A 14,950-nucleotide genomic window follows, 5' to 3' on the forward strand; every position below is an offset into this window, starting at 1 on the left:
CAGCGATGCCCAACAAAGAGTCGCCATGCGACTCCCTATTCACGGTCTCGAACTTGGCGGCCCGGCCTTGCAGGCCGGTTGTTGGGCATCGCCTTCGGCTCAGCACCAACGTACCGCTTTACGCGGCGCGGTCCTAGCGTTCCCGCAACGCCTCGGCACGGGCACGAATGATCGGCTTGAGCAGGTAGCTGAGAATGCTCTTCTTGCCGGTGATGATGTCCACCGAGGCGACCATCCCCGGAATGATCAGCAGCGGGTGCTCCACTGAACCCAGGTGGCTCGTATCGGTGCGCAGCTTGATCAGGTAGAAGCTGTTGCCTTCCTCATCGGTGATGGTGTCGGCACTGATCTGTTCCAGCTTGGCCTTCAAACCGCCATAGATCGTGTAGTCGTAGGCCGTGAACTTGACCACCGCTTCCTGCCCCGGATGCAGAAAGGCGATGTCCTGCGGGCGGATGCGGGTTTCGACCAGCAGGGTGTCGTCCAGCGGAACGATCTCCACCAGATCGCTGCCCGGTTGAATCACGCCACCGATGGTGTTGACCAGCAGTTGCTTGACGATGCCGCGTACCGGCGAGGTGACCAGCGTACGGTTGACGCGATCTTCCAGCGCCTTACCGGTGGCTTCGGTCTTGCTCAGTTCGGTGCGCGCCTCGTTCAGCTGGGCCAGAGCCTCGCTGCGGAAACGTCCACGGGTTTCGTCGATCTTGCGCTCGACTTCCTTGATCGCCGATTCGGCACGCGGAATCGCCAGACCGGTGGCGTCCATCAGCCCGCGATTTTCTACTTCGGCACGTTTGAGCCGCAGCACTTCGACCCGGGACATCGCCCCTTCCGCCACCAGCGGTTCGGACATCTGAATTTCCTGCTGCAGCAGATTCAGGCTGCTACGGTATTGCGCCTGCTTGGAAGCGAACTCGCGCAGTTCCTGCTTGCGCTGGATCAGCTGCTCTTCCAGGCCAGCCACTTCGTCATGCAGTTGCTGCTGGCGGCTCTCGTACAACGACTGTTCGCTGGCGGCCAGGCCGGGCGCCTTGGCTCGCGTCTCATCGGTGATAAGCAGCGGACGCCCTTCGGTCTCGGCGCTCAAGCGTTCCAGACGGAGCATCCAGGACAGGCGATCGGCCTCGGTTTCGCCGACATTCGAGGCGAAGCGGGTGTCGTCCAGGCGCAGCAATGGGTCGCCGATCTTGACGATCTGACCTTCGCGAATGAACAGCTCGGCGACTATGCCGCCTTCGAGGTTCTGGATCTTTTGCAGCTTGGAGGAAGGGATCGCCTTGCCGTCACCACGAGTCACCTCGTCGACCACCGCAAAGTGCGCCCATACCAGCAGGAACAGAAAGAAACCGATCAGGCACCAGATGGTCAGCCGCACCACGCGCGGCGCATCTTCGACCAGCGCCTTGCTGACCTCGGGCAGAGGCTGCCCGGCGACCGATTCGGAACCTTTGAAGTAACGCTGGAAGCTGGCTAGCAGCGGCTTAAGCAACACTGATCTGCCCCTTCTTCAAGGCTTCCATAACCGCATCTTTCGGACCGTCGGCAATGATCTGACCTTTGTCGATGATCACCAGACGATCCACCAACGCCAGCATCGAGGCGCGGTGGGTGACCAGCAGCAGCGTCTTGTTGGTGATTACCGCCGCCAGACGTTGCTTGAGATGTTCCTCGCCGGTGTTGTCCATGGCGCTGGTCGGTTCATCCAGCAGCAGGATCGGCGGATCGAGCAGCAGCGCACGAGCCAGGGCGACGTTCTGCCGCTGCCCGCCGGAGAGGTTCTGCCCGCGTTCGCCGACCTGCAGTTCATAGCCTTGCGGATGCAGCCGGGCGAATTCGTGCACCCCGGCGAGCTCGGCGGCCTGCAGCAACTGGTCGTTTTCCACATAGCGCGCGCCGGAGGCGAGGTTGTCGCGCAGCGTGCCGCTGAGCAATTGAATGTCTTGGGGCACATAACCGATGTTGTGGCGCAACTCGCTGATATCCAACTGACGGATATCCACGCCATCCACCAGCAAGCTGCCGGAGTCTGCCTGATAGAGCCCGACCAGCAGCTTGGCCAGCGAGCTTTTACCGGAGCCGCTGCGGCCGATGATGCCGATCTTCTCGCCCGGACGAATCACCAGGTTGATGTTCTTCAGCGCGGCGTTTTGCTGTTGTGGGTAGTTGAAGTCCAGCTGACGCATTTCGATGGCACCCTGCACGCTCTGCCGGGTCAGCGGCCGATCGTCTTCCTGGCGCTCTTGCGGCAGGTCCATCATGTGGTCGATCGACGTCATGGTCAGACGCGCCTGTTGATAACGCGTCAGCAGCCCGGAGAGCTGGGACAGCGGCCCCAGTGCGCGGCTGTTGAGCATGTAACAGGCAATCAGGCCACCCATGCTGAGGTTGCCGTCGATGATCAGGTAGACACCGAAAATGACCATCACCACACCGGCCAATTGTTGAATCAACTGGGTAACGTTCATCGCCAGACTGGAGAGCATGCGCACACGCAGCTCCAGGCCGCTGAGGGTGCCGATGGTCTGCTCCCACAGGTACTGGCGCTCGCTCTCGGCGTTATTCACTTTGACCGCATCGAGCCCGCAGAGCGTCTCGATCAAGCTGGACTGGCGCTCGGCCGAAAGCGCCATGGTGCGATCCATGGTCTCGACCAGGGGCTTCTGCAACAGCCAGCCGATCAACAGCGCCACCGGAAAGGCCAGCACCGGAATCCACACCAAATGCCCGCCGAGCATGGCGATCACCAGCAACACCAGCAAGGTGAAGGGCAGATCGATCAGGGTGGTCAGGGTCAACGAAGCGAGGAAGTCCCGCAGGGTCTGAAACTCATGGATGTTCTGCGCGAAGCTGCCGACCCGCGCCGGGCGATGGCGCATGGTCATGCCGACGATGCGCTCGAACAGCGTGGCGGAAATGATCAGATCGGTTTTCTTGCCGGCAAGGTCCAGGCACAGACCGCGCATGGTTTTGAGCAACAGATCGAACATAAATGCGCCGGAGATGCCAATGGCCAGGACCCAGAGGGTCGCAGTGGCCTGGTTCGGCACTACCCGGTCGTAGACGTTCATGACGAACAATGGCGCACCCAGACCGATCAGGTTGATCAGCAGGCTGGCGGCGACGGCATCGATATAGAGCCAGCGCGAGCGCTTCAGCGTGTCGCGGAACCAGGTGCGGGTCCGCGGGATCAGGTCACCGTGGTTGATATCGAATTTGTGTCGCGGTTGGGCGAAAAACACTTGGCCGAGGTAATCCTCGGCCAACAGTTCCAGCGACACTTTGACCTCGCCGCCCTCGCTCTCGCTGAGCATCAGCCTCGCCCGGCCATCGGCGTCCCAACCAAGCAGCACGGCGCTGCGGCCTTCTTGGAGCAGCAGCATCGCCGGCATTGCGATCGCCGGAATCTGCTCCAGGCGACGGCGTAAAAGCCGGCCTTGCAGACCGACCCTCGCCGCGGCGCGAGGCAGCAGCTCGGCAGTCAGACGCTGCTTGGGCAACGGCAAGCCGGTGGTCAGCGTCGCCCGGCTGGTGGGTTTCTGATGTAAGGCGCAGAGCGATAGCAGACTGTCCAACAAAGGATCGTCGTGCTGCCCGCGTGGATCATGATTGAGTTGCACTCGACTTACTTCTGATTCCACGCTGGCACTCTTTTCTTTAACGGATAAACGTTCAATTCAAACCGGGCAGGTTCACTTGCGTCTTCACTTCGTTCTGCACGACCGACGCTAACGGTGCTACTACGCCCTGACTCTTGAGCAACTCGCCAATGGTGGCTTTGATCCGGTACTGAGTAAACAACTCGGTATAGGTCACATCCGCCAAACGACGTTGTGCAGTGAACAGCTCGTTCTCGCTGTCCAGCAAGTCGAGCAGAGTACGCTCACCCAGGGTGAACTGCTTCTGATAAGAGCTGCGCACGCGGCTGCTGTAGTCGACGTACTGCGCGGCGATCGGTTTTTGCTCGCGAGCGTTGTACAGCGCGTTCCAGGCCAGGCCTACCTCTTCGTTGAGCACGCGCAACGCGTTGTTGCGTATATCCAGTGCTTCGTTGATCTGGTAGGCCTTGGATTCCAGGTCAGCCTTATTGCTGCCACCGGCGAACAGGTTGTAACGCATGCGCAACATGGCCTGCCAATCGTTGGCGTGACCGTTCTGGCCATCCACGTCGTTGTCCGCGCTGCGCGCCAGCTCGGCATCGAAGCGTGGATAGAAGGTCGACTTAGCCGCTTCGTACTGTTTCTCGGTCGCCGCCACATCGGACTCGGCCGAGCGCAGCAACGGGCTGTTTCCCAGCATCTGCCGCTTGGCATCGTCGAGGCTTTCCGGCAACTGGCCTGGCAAACCTTGCGGCAGGCTCAGCTCCGCCGGCGCGGCACCGACCACGCTGAGGTAGTTGGTACGGGCATCCGCCAGGTTGGTCTGTTCGGTGATCAAGTTGTTACGCGCTTGAGCCAGACGCGCATCGGCCTGATCGCGGTCGGCCGTACTGCCGACGCCGCGCGAGGTGCGCAGGCTGATCTGGTCATAGATGCGAAGGTGGCTTTGCAGGTTGTCTTCGGCGAGACGCACCATCTCCTGGCGTTTCAGCACTTCCAGATAGACCTGGGCCACATCCAGAGCAGTGCGCTCAGCGGTGCTCAACAGCGAGTAGGCACGCGAGTTGACCGTGGCCTGCTGGCGGCCGACTTCACTGGAAGTCGCGAAACCATCGAACACCATCTGCTGCAGACGCAGGCTGGACTCACCGCGGGTCAACGTTTCCCAATGATTATTGGAGCTGCCGGCACGGGTCGTCGGGTCATCGGTGCCTTCGCGGCCAATCCCACCGAGCAGATCGACTTGCGGCAGGTAACCACCCTTGGCGGCCTTGAGCTGGTAGTCGGCAGACAGCCGGCTGTTCACAGCGGCTTGTACTTCCGGATGAACATCCAAGGCCTCTTGCATTGCCTCAGGCAGGCTTTGGGATTGCACCTGAAAACTGGCGCCAAGCACTAAGGGCAGAGCAGTGAAGAAACGCATGCGCATTTATTAGCTTCCTTTGAGGCGATGAACGTCCATTTTTGAATGAAGATGCCACGACGAGAACAGGACTGAAGAGCCCATGGGCACTGCGTATACACGGTGCCAGCGCCTCTCGTTGAGATCGCATTACGCCTCAACAATATCAAAGTGACATGACGGGGCGGATTGTTTAGGATGGAGGCGGTTTGGTCAATACTTTGGCATAAACTTAATAACTAACGATCATAAGACAGTTATTTGACGTCAAAATTATAGCTAGATTTCACCTGCCTCTTCCCCGCTGCACAGGCATAACCAAGCCATGAAGCCGCATGGAAGTCACAAGCCAGTTCGAACACGGAGCGTCACCCATGAGCAGTGTTATTGCCATCGTCAAAAGCATTGTTGGCCAAGTCATCGCGCTTACTCCTGAAGGCGCTCAGCGTCTGCTTATCGAAGGTGACCGCCTGTTCAAGGGCGAGCAGCTGGTAACCGGCCCGCAGAGCATGGTCAGCCTGGAGCTGACCGATGGCCGCATCGTGGACCTTGGTCGCGACTCGCAATGGAGCAGCGCCGAGCTGGAGGCGCAGATGCCTGACGCGCAACAGTCGGCAAGCCTGTCCGCCGCCGAACTGCAGCAAGCCATCGCTGCCGGTGTCGACCCGACTCAAGAATTCGCCCCCACGGCTGCCGGCCCTGCGGGTACAGGCGGCGCTGGCGGTGCGGTCGGTGGCGGTCACAGCTTCGTTCTGCTGGAGGCGACAGCCGAGCAACTGGACCCGACCGTTGGTTTTGCCACGCAAGGGCTGGACTTCTCCGCCGATGCCTTGACCGAAGATCTCGGCACTAGCACGCAAGACAACGCCGCCACCGTCGGCAACACCGGGTCGGCCGGCAGCGACACGGTCGCCGTCGACACCTCGGCGCCGCTGGCGCCGAGCCTGACACTGAGCGACGACACCGGCACCTCGAATGCCGACCGGATCACCAAAGACGGCACCCTCAGCGTCGGCGGCATCGAACCCGGCAGCACGGTCGCATACAGCACCAACGGCACCGACTGGAGCAGCACCTTCAGCCCCAGCGAAGGCGCCAACACCGTTTATGTCCGGCAGACCGATAGCGCTGGCAACGTCTCCCCGGCGAGCCCGGCGCTGACCTTTACCTACGACACCAGCGCGCCGACCGTGCAGGTCGAGATCACCGAGGCCGCCCTCAAGGCCGGTGAAACCAGTGGCGTGACCTTTACCTTCAGTGAACCACCGGAAGGCTTCGCGCTCGGTGACCTCAGCTCGGCCCAGGGCACCTTCAGTAACCTGACCGCCACCGGCGATCCGCGGGTCTGGACCGCGACCTTTACCCCAACGGCGGATATCGAGAACACCGCCACCGTCGCCGTCAGCGCCGGCAGCTACACCGATACCGCCGGCAACGCCGGTTCGGCCGGCAGCGACACGGTCGCCGTCGACACCTCGGCGCCGCTGGCGCCGAGCCTGACGCTGAGCACCGACACCGGCACCTCGAACGCCGACCTGATCAGCCGCGACGGCACCCTCCGCGTCGGCGACATCGAGCCCGGCAGCACGGTCGCATACAGCACCAACGGCACCGACTGGAGCAGCACCTTCAGCCCCAGCGAAGGCGCCAACACCGTTTATGTCCGGCAGACCGATAGCGCTGGCAACGTCTCCCCGGCGAGCCCGGCGCTGACCTTTACCTACGACACCAGCGCGCCGACCGTGCAGGTCGAGATCACCGAGGCCGCCCTCAAGGCCGGTGAAACCAGTGGCGTGACCTTTACCTTCAGTGAACCACCGGAAGGCTTCGCGCTCGGTGACCTCAGCTCGGCCCAGGGCACCTTCAGTAACCTGACCGCCACCGGCGATCCGCGGGTCTGGACCGCGACCTTTACCCCAACGGCGGATATCGAGAACACCGCCACCGTCGCCGTCAGCGCCGGCAGCTACACCGATACCGCCGGCAACGCCGGTTCGGCCGGCAGCGATACGGTCGCCGTCGACACCTCGGCGCCGCTGGCGCCGAGCCTGACACTGAGCGACGACACCGGCACCTCGAATGCCGACCGGATCACCAAAGACGGCACCCTCAGCGTCGGCGGCATCGAACCCGGCAGCACGGTCGCATACAGCACCAACGGCACCGACTGGAGCAGCACCTTCAGCCCCAGCGAAGGCGCCAACACCGTTTATGTCCGGCAGACCGATAGCGCTGGCAACGTCTCCCCGGCGAGCCCGGCGCTGACCTTTACCTACGACACCAGCGCGCCGACCGTGCAGGTCGAGATCACCGAGGCCGCCCTCAAGGCCGGTGAAACCAGTGGCGTGACCTTCACCTTCAGTGAACCACCGGAAGGCTTCGCGCTCGGTGACCTCAGCTCGGCCCAGGGCACCTTCAGTAACCTGACCGCCACCGGCGATCCGCGGGTCTGGACCGCGACCTTTACCCCAACGGCGGATATCGAGAACACCGCCACCGTCGCCGTCAGCGCCGGCAGCTACACCGATACCGCCGGCAACGCCGGTTCGGCCGGCAGCGATACGGTCGCCGTCGACACCTCTGCCACTGCCGCACCGACGGTGACCATCAGCACCGACAGCAATGACGACGGCACGCTCAGCAGCTCCGAGCTCGGCTCCGCCACCAGCGTGGCCGTCAGCATCGGCCTGCCGGCCGGCGCCGTCGCCGGCGATACGCTGACCGTCACCGATGGCACCACGCCGCAGACCTTTGTCCTGACACCGGCACAAGTGCTGGCCGGCTCCGTCGCCACCAGCTTCGCCCGGCCGGTCGATGGCCAGCCCCTGAACGTCAGCGCCACCGTCACCGACCAGGCCGGCAACACCTCGGCCCCGGGCAGCGACAGCGCCATCGTTGGCGACACCACGGCCACTGCCGCACCGACCGTGACCATCAGCACCGACGCCAACAACGATGCCGTCCTCAGCAACAGCGAGCTCGGCTCCGCCACCAGCGTGGCCGTCAGCATCGGCCTGCCGGCCGGCGCCATTGCCGGCGACAGCCTGACCGTCAGCGATGGCAGCGGCACGCCGCAGACCTTTGTCCTGACCGACGCGCAGATCGCCGCCGGTGCGGTGATCACCAGCTTCGCCCGGCCGGCCGATGGCCAGCCCTTGAATGTTTCCGCCAGCGTCATCGATCAGGCCGGCAACACCTCGGCTCCCGGTAGCGACAGCGCAAGCGTTGGCGACACCACTGCCCCGACCGTGAGCATCGGCGCCATCGCCGGCAACGACGTGGTCGATGACAGCGAAGACAACAGCGTCACCATCGCCGGCACCACCAGCGGCGTCGAGAACGGCCAGCTGGTCAGCGTGATGATCGACGGCGTCGCCGTCGGCACCGCCACCGTGACCAACAACGTCTGGAGCCTCAGCGGCGTCGACCTCAGCGGCTATGCCGACGGCCAGACCTACAGCGTCACTGCCGACGTCAGCGATGCCGCCGGCAACCCCGCCGTGCAGGCCGAACGCGACATCCGCACCACCGACACCACTGCCCCGACCGTGAGCATCGGCGCCATCGCCGGCAACGACGTGGTCGATGACAGCGAAGACAACAGCGTCACCATCGCCGGCACCACCAGCGGCGTCGAGAACGGCCAGCTGGTCAGCGTGATGATCGACGGCGTCGCCGTCGGCACCGCCGCCGTGAGCAACAACGCCTGGAGCCTCAGCGGCGTCGACCTCAGCGGCTATGCCGACGGCCAGGCTTACAGCGTCACTGCCGACGTCAGCGATGCCGCCGGCAACCCCGCCGTGCAGGCCGAACGCGACATCCGCACCACCGACACCACTGCCCCGACCGTGAGCATCGGCGCCATCGCCGGCAACGACGTGGTCGATGACAGCGAAGACAACAGCGTCACCATCGCCGGCACCACCAGCGGCGTCGAGAACGGCCAGCTGGTCAGCGTGATGATCGATGGCGTCGCCGTCGGCACCGCCACCGTGACCAACAACGTCTGGAGCCTCAGCGGCGTCGACCTCAGCGGCTATGCCGACGGCCAGACCTACAGCGTCACTGCCGACGTCAGCGATGCCGCCGGCAACCCCGCCGTGCAGGCCGAACGCGACATCCGCACCACCGACACCACGGCCCCGACCGTGAGCATCGGCGCCATCGCCGGCAACGACGTGGTCGATGACAGCGAAGACAACAGCGTCACCATCGCCGGCACCACCAGCGGCGTCGAGAACGGCCAGCTGGTCAGCGTGATGATCGACGGCGTCGCCGTCGGCACCGCCGCCGTGAGCAACAACGCCTGGAGCCTCAGCGGCGTCGACCTCAGCGGCTATGCCGACGGCCAGGCTTACAGCGTCACTGCCGACGTCAGCGATGCCGCCGGTAACCCCGCCGTGCAGGCCGCACGCGACATCCGCACCACCGACACCAGCGCCCCGACCGTGAGCATCGGCGCCATCGCCGGCAACGACGTGGTCGATGACAGCGAAGACAACAGCGTCACCATCGCCGGCACCACCAGCGGCGTCGAGAACGGCCAGCTGGTCAGCGTGATGATCGACGGCGTCGCCGTCGGCACCGCCGCCGTGAGCAACAACGCCTGGAGCCTCAGCGGCGTCGACCTCAGCGGCTATGCCGACGGCCAGGCTTACAGCGTCACTGCCGACGTCAGCGATGCCGCCGGCAACCCCGCCGTGCAGGCCGAACGCGACATCCGCACCACCGACACCACTGCCCCGACCGTGAGCATCGGCGCCATCGCCGGCAACGACGTGGTCGATGACAGCGAAGACAACAGCGTCACCATCGCCGGCACCACCAGCGGCGTCGAGAACGGCCAGCTGGTCAGCGTGATGATCGACGGCGTCGCCGTCGGCACCGCCACCGTGACCAACAACGCCTGGAGCCTCAGCGGCGTCGACCTCAGCGGCTATGCCGACGGCCAGACCTACAGCGTCACTGCCGACGTCAGCGATGCCGCCGGCAACCCCGCCGTGCAGGCCGAACGCGACATCCGCACCACCGACACCAGCGCCCCGACCGTGAGCATCGGCGCCATTGCCGGCAACGACGTGGTCGATGACAGCGAAGACAACAGCGTCACCATCGCCGGCACCACCAGCGGCGTCGAGAACGGCCAGCTGGTCAGCGTGATGATCGACGGCGTCGCCGTCGGCACCGCCACCGTGACCAACAACGCCTGGAGCCTCAGCGGCGTCGACCTCAGCGGCTATGCCGACGGCCAGACTTACAGCGTCACTGCCGACGTCAGCGATGCCGCCGGCAACCCCGCCGTGCAGGCCGAACGCGACATCCGCACCACCGACACCAGCGCCCCGACCGTCACTGCCAGCCAGACCTTCAACTACGCCGAGAACCAAGTTGCCGGCAGCACACTCGGCGCCGTCGCCGCCAGCGACAGCGTCGGCGTTACCGGCTATCGCTTCAGCAACGGCACCCAGGTGTCCGCTGACGGCTTCTTCGCCATCAGCAACAGCGGCGCCATCACTCTCACTGCCGCTGGGGCCGCCGCCGGCGCGGCCACCAATGACTTCGAGACCGGGGCTAACAGCTTCACCGTCCAGGTCGTGGCCCTCGATGCCGCCGGCAACTCTTCTCCGGTCACCAACGTGACCCTCAACCTCACCAATCTGAACGAGGCGCCGGCAGGTACTGACAACACTTTCAGCATCAACGAAGACAGCAGCAAAGTCTTCGCCGCCAGCGACTTTGGCTTCAGCGATGTGGATGCCGGCGACAGCCTGCAAGCCGTGCGCATCGACGCTCTGCCGGGCGCCGGTTCGCTGACCCTGGGCGGCGTGGCCGTGAGCGCGGGTCAGGTGATCAGCCTGGCCCAGCTCGGCAGCCTGACTTTCACTCCGGCGGCTAACGCCAACGGCAACAACTACGCCAGCCTGAGCTTCTCGGTCCAGGACGCGTCAGGCGCGTTCAGCCCCGCGCCAAACACCCTGACCCTGAACGTCACGCCGGTGAACGATACGCCGGTCGCCACGGCGACCAGCGCCACCGCAGTGGAAGACGGCGCCGCGATCACCGGCCAGTTGGCGGCCAGTGACCTCGACCAGGACGCCATGCTGACCTTTAGCCTGAACGCCGCCGCACCGGCGGGTTTCAGCCTCGACAGCACGACCGGCAGTTGGACCTTCGACCCGAGCAACGCGGCCTACCAGGCCCTGGCTGCCGGCGAAGAACGGCAAATCAATGTGCCTTTCAGTGTCACCGACGAGCACGGCGCCGCCAGCCAAAGCGTGCTGAACCTCACCATCACCGGCACTAACGATGCGCCGCTGATGCAGGCCAGCCTGGGCAACGTGGCGGGCGTCATCACCAAGCCACAAACCCAGGCGAACCACAGTTTCGCCAGCGCCATCGGGCTGGACGGCTCCTTCGTCCAAGTCGCCAACGCGGATGTGCTGAACTCTACGACCACGCCTTTCGTCTCGATCAACTCGATCGGCAACGGCGCGGCGGACTATTACGTCTTCACGGTCACCCAGGCCGGCAGCACCGCGGTATTCGATATCGACCATGCGCGCGCGGCTGATGGCAGCGGGCTCGATTCGGTCATCCATCTCTGGGATGCAAACGGCACGCGCCTCACCTATAACGATGACGCCGCGATCACCTCTGGCGCCGGTGGTAGCGCACACGATTATGACGCCTACCTGAGCTACACCTTCGCCCAACCGGGCACCTACTATATTTCGGTCGGCAGCTATTTAGCGGGCACCGATCCGTTCAATCCGAACAACTCGATTTCGGCCGGGCTCGGCTATCAACTGCAAGTCTCGCTGACTAACGCCCTGACAGGCGCGACCGGCAGCCTGACCGAGCGGGTGGACGGCTCCGCCAATGAGAACAGCGGCAACCTGACCTCGAGCGGCGTGCTCACCTTCAGCGATGTCGATCTGATCGATACCCATACGGTCAACGCCATCCTGCAATCGGCGAGCGACTCCCTCAACGGCACCACCGCCGCGCGCGGCTCTTTCACCCCGGTCATCAGCGATCCGGCTAGCGGCGACGGCGCGGGCGAGATCAGTTGGACCTACACGGTCGCCGCCGGCGCCCTGGACGATCTGGCCGCCGGCCAGGCCCTGACCCTGGTCTACCGGGTCAGCGTCACCGACAACCACGGCGCCCAGAGCTACCGCGATGTGACCATCAGCCTTACCGGCACTAACGATGCCCCGGTTGTTGGAACAGGCTCAGCCATTGTTTCAGAAGAGGGTCTGACCGGCGCGAATGCAGACAGCTTGGGCAGTACGGACACCACCAACAGCTTGACGGTAACCGGCAACATCAGCATCAGTGACGTCGATGCCGGCAGCAGTTTCATCGTCACCCTCGGCGCACCGAGCACCGCCCTGACCTCCGGTGGGCAGAGCGTTCAGTGGTCGGGCAGTGGCACCAACCTGCTGACAGGCAGTGCTGGTGGCAAGACGATCGTCACTATCGGCATCGACAACCAGGGCAACTACAGCGTCGCCCTCGCCGGCCCGCTGGATCATGCCGGCACCAGCAGCGAGGACCTGCGTTCCTTCGGTGTGACGGTCAACGTCAACGATGGCTCGACCACTACCAGCAACACCTTGACCATTAATGTCGAAGACGACAGCCCGACACTGGGAACGCCGACCGGCGTCGAGTTGATGACCGCTGCCGGAACCATAGCCACAGGCAACCTTGGCCTGTCGATCGGCGCCGATGCAACAGGCTCTGAAGTCCAGTTTTCCAGCATTTCCGGTTCGGTCGATGCCACCGGCAACATTCTGGCCAGCACCTATGACCAAAACGGCACCCTGATCAGCAGCTCTACCTATCTGACCTACCAGGACAGTAAGCTGCATTACGTGAATGCTGCCGATGGCTCGCTGACCGCGATAACCAGCGATGGCACTGCCGTGTTCAAAGTTTCTGCCAATCCGGTTACCGGGGAATACCAGGTCACCAACTTCAAGACACTGGACTCGGCAATCGCCTCGATTTCCAACTTCAACATCTCGGGCGGTAACTCTGGGGTATTCCAACTGGGCGCCGGCAGTCATTTCGAGATGGTCGCCACTGCCACCACCAATGGCATAGTTTCGACGGTAAATACCTCCGCCAACTTCTTCGGGGTTGCGGCCGGTCAGTCAATCGACGCTGAGGACGTACTCAGTTTCACCTTGCGCGACGTCGACACGCAAGCCGCCACCACCATGACCTCGATGTCGTTCAAAACCGACAAGCTGGGCAATGGTGAAACTCTGACCTGGACCGCCTACGCAGCCGACGGAAGCAGCCTGGGCAACGGTACTGTAGCCGGACAGAATGGCAGCGATGCGAGCTTCACCGTCAGTACCAGCCTGTTGAACGGCCATGCATTCAGCAGCATCTCCCTCGGAGCTTCATCCGGCACCAGTTACAAGCTCATGATCAACGGAATCAGCGGCCACGCCAGTGCTTACGACCAATCCATCAAACTTGGCGTTGCTGGGGTGGATGGCGATGGTGACAGTACCACCATCAAGTCACTGAACATCGCCTTTGATGGCGGCTTCACTTCCAGCGAGAGCATTACCGGGACAAGCAGCAACGATGCGATCAATCAAGCAACAAGCACAACGAGCAAACTGATCAGCACCCTTGGCGGCAATGACTATGTCGAAGCCGGCGCCGGTAATGACTTCATCTACCTGGGGGACTCGGGCAACAACAACCACCCGGTCACTGGTCTGGCGGTAACCCGTGCTGATGTGAGCGCAACCAACCTGCTAAACCTGGATGACAGCGCCTTGCTGCTATCCGACAGTACGCTGAGCCTGACCGCCCGCATGACCAGCGCCAGTAGCAGCCAGCCCGCCAGCGAGTGGGCAGACCTCGGCCATGCAGGCAGTGGCAACGACCATGTCTTCGGCGAGGCTGGCGTTGACCTGATCTACGGTGGTGCGGGTTCCGACGTGCTTTACGGCGGCGCCGGGGTGGATGGACTACGTGGTGGCTCGGGCAATGACATCCTCGTCGGCGGCACCGGCAACGATGTCATGCGTGGCGATGCAGGTAAGGACTCCTTCGTCTGGCGTGCCGGCGATACCGGCAACGACGTGATCAAGGACTTCAGCGCCGCCCAGGGTGACCGCATCGACCTGAGCGATCTGCTGCCGGATAACGCCAGCAACGACATCCTCAGCTACCTGCAGGTGAACACCGCAACCTCCACCCTGCAGGTGAGCACCACGGGCAACTTTGCAGGTGGCGCAGATGTGACTATCCAGCTACAAGGGGTAGACCTGACCACCTACGGGGCCAGCTCGGCGCAGATCGTCAACTCGCTGATAGCCGGTGCCGATCCATTGGTGAAGGTCGACCAAAACTAACGACTTCGGTCAGCCCTTGCCCGCAGCCGTGCAAGTGCCTGCGGCTAAGGCAAACAGACAGAGCCAGAAGGATTGCCGATGTTCTACGTACAACGCGATGCCCGAGGTCTGCTGATGCGGGTCGAGGCTGTGGCTTTTACCGAGATGGACCAGACGCTGACCGCCGACGACCAGGAGGTACAAGCCTGGTTCGCCAATCAAACCGTGGAAACCAGCCTGTTGCAGCTGCAACAGAGCGATCTGGACATGATTCGGGTACTCGACGACTTGATTCAGGTCTTGATGAGCAAAGGCGTAATCCGCATCACCGACCTACCGCCGGCGGCGCAATCCAAACTGATGAACCGCACCCAGGCGCGGGAAGCATTGGGTGGGTTGAGTCGGTTGATCAATGATGAAGAGGCTGGGGTGATCTGAGGTCTTTCTCGTTCACCCCATGACCTATAGCTGGCTGTGAGATTGCCTCGCAGGTTGCACCCGTCCTACCAATCTATCGTGCTAAGCCTCCCTCTCCCCCAGCCCCTCTCCCAAAGGTAGAGGGGAGACAAGCAGGCAACGCAGAT

General features: G+C 63.3%; 5 protein-coding genes. 2 read left to right on the forward strand and 3 right to left on the reverse strand.

Annotated features, from left to right (window positions below):
* Positions 1–133 precede the first annotated feature (133 nt).
* The 3 genes from D3879_RS13650 to D3879_RS13660 are packed head-to-tail and all read right to left on the reverse strand — an operon-like array spanning position 134 to position 5,028.
* Positions 134–1,492 carry an HlyD family type I secretion periplasmic adaptor subunit gene (locus D3879_RS13650; protein WP_420800927.1) on the reverse strand — a complete coding sequence of 453 codons (1,359 nt, stop codon included), beginning with the start codon at positions 1,490–1,492 and terminating at the stop codon, positions 134–136.
* A complete protein-coding gene (locus D3879_RS13655) occupies positions 1,485–3,641 on the reverse strand; it encodes a type I secretion system permease/ATPase (RefSeq protein WP_119954753.1) in 2,157 nt (718 codons plus the stop codon). Before D3879_RS13655 ends, D3879_RS13650 begins: the two co-directional genes overlap by 8 nt.
* Before the next feature lie 31 nt (positions 3,642–3,672).
* Complete coding sequence (locus D3879_RS13660) at positions 3,673–5,028, reverse strand: TolC family outer membrane protein (protein WP_119954754.1); 1,356 nt, start codon at positions 5,026–5,028, stop codon at positions 3,673–3,675.
* Between the two features lie 347 nt (positions 5,029–5,375).
* Here D3879_RS13660 and D3879_RS13665 point away from each other — a divergent pair, with 347 nt between their 5' ends.
* Both D3879_RS13665 and D3879_RS13670 read left to right on the forward strand, forming a co-directional pair.
* Entirely contained in the window at positions 5,376–14,387 is a 9,012-nt protein-coding gene (locus D3879_RS13665; protein ID WP_158592083.1) for a retention module-containing protein, read from the forward strand.
* Between the two features lie 78 nt (positions 14,388–14,465).
* Positions 14,466–14,804 (forward strand): tryptophan synthase subunit beta, encoded by a 339-nt coding sequence (locus tag D3879_RS13670; RefSeq protein WP_119954756.1) that lies wholly within the window; start codon positions 14,466–14,468, stop codon positions 14,802–14,804.
* Positions 14,805–14,950: the final 146 nt, after the last annotated feature.

Origin of the sequence: Pseudomonas cavernicola, from assembly GCF_003596405.1 — a bacterium.
Classification (GTDB): domain Bacteria; phylum Pseudomonadota; class Gammaproteobacteria; order Pseudomonadales; family Pseudomonadaceae; genus Aquipseudomonas; species Aquipseudomonas cavernicola.

Coding starts and splice junctions, on each gene's coding strand:
- D3879_RS13660 (WP_119954754.1), bottom strand. CDS start 5,028: ATGCGCATGCGTTTCTTCACTGCTCTGCCCTTAGTGCTTGGCGCCAGT.
- D3879_RS13665 (WP_158592083.1), top strand. CDS start 5,376: ATGAGCAGTGTTATTGCCATCGTCAAAAGCATTGTTGGCCAAGTCATC.
- D3879_RS13670 (WP_119954756.1), top strand. CDS start 14,466: ATGTTCTACGTACAACGCGATGCCCGAGGTCTGCTGATGCGGGTCGAG.